The sequence below is a fragment of the Streptomyces sp. NRRL S-87 genome (assembly GCF_000719335.1).
In the GTDB taxonomy this organism is placed as follows: domain Bacteria; phylum Actinomycetota; class Actinomycetes; order Streptomycetales; family Streptomycetaceae; genus Streptomyces.
Genome location: NZ_JOGB01000176.1, coordinates 1 through 659 on the forward strand (window position 1 = coordinate 1; position 659 = coordinate 659).

General features: G+C 71.2%; 1 pseudogene. It reads right to left on the reverse strand.

Annotated elements, in window-relative coordinates:
* Nucleotides 1-528, reverse strand: a pseudogene (locus IF43_RS0135620) (acyltransferase domain-containing protein); the annotation flags it as partial.
* Between the last annotated feature and the right edge of the window lie 131 nt (nt 529-659).

Here is a 659-nt window from a genome sequence, read left to right on the forward strand (position 1 = left end):
CGCCGGCAGCGCCTGCATCAACCGACCACGCGCAGCGACCAGCACACACGCGTCGTCCAGCGACAGCACACCCGCCACATGCGCAGCAGCGATCTCACCGATGGAGTGCCCGGCCACGAAGTCAGGCCGCACACCCCAGCTCTCCACGAGCCGGAACAGCGCCACCTCCACCGCGAACAGCGCCGGCTGGGTGTACTCGGTACGGTCCAGAAGCCCGCCGTCCGACCCGAACAGCACGTCCTTCAGGGGCAATGCGGTGGCCATGCGCGCGCAGACGGCGTCCAGCGCGTCCGCGAACACCGGGAAGGCGTCGTACAGCTCCCGCCCCATCCCGATGCGCTGACTGCCCTGCCCCGTGAACAGGAAAGCGGTCTTCCCACCGACCGGCGAACCCGTCACCAGACCCGCAGCCGCACCACCCTCCGCCAGCGCCGCCAGCCCGGCCAGCAGACCTTCACGGTCCGCCGCCACGACCGCCGCACGATCCTCGAAACGCGCCCGCCCCGCGACCAGCGACCACGCGACGTCCACCGGCTCCGCCTCCGTCAACAGCTCGACCTCGCCCGCCTCCCAGTCGATACGACGTCAGACCGTTGCTCGCACCGTCCTGGTTGACGGCCGAACCGCGCACGACGGCGAGGATCGGGTGGCCGTTGCGC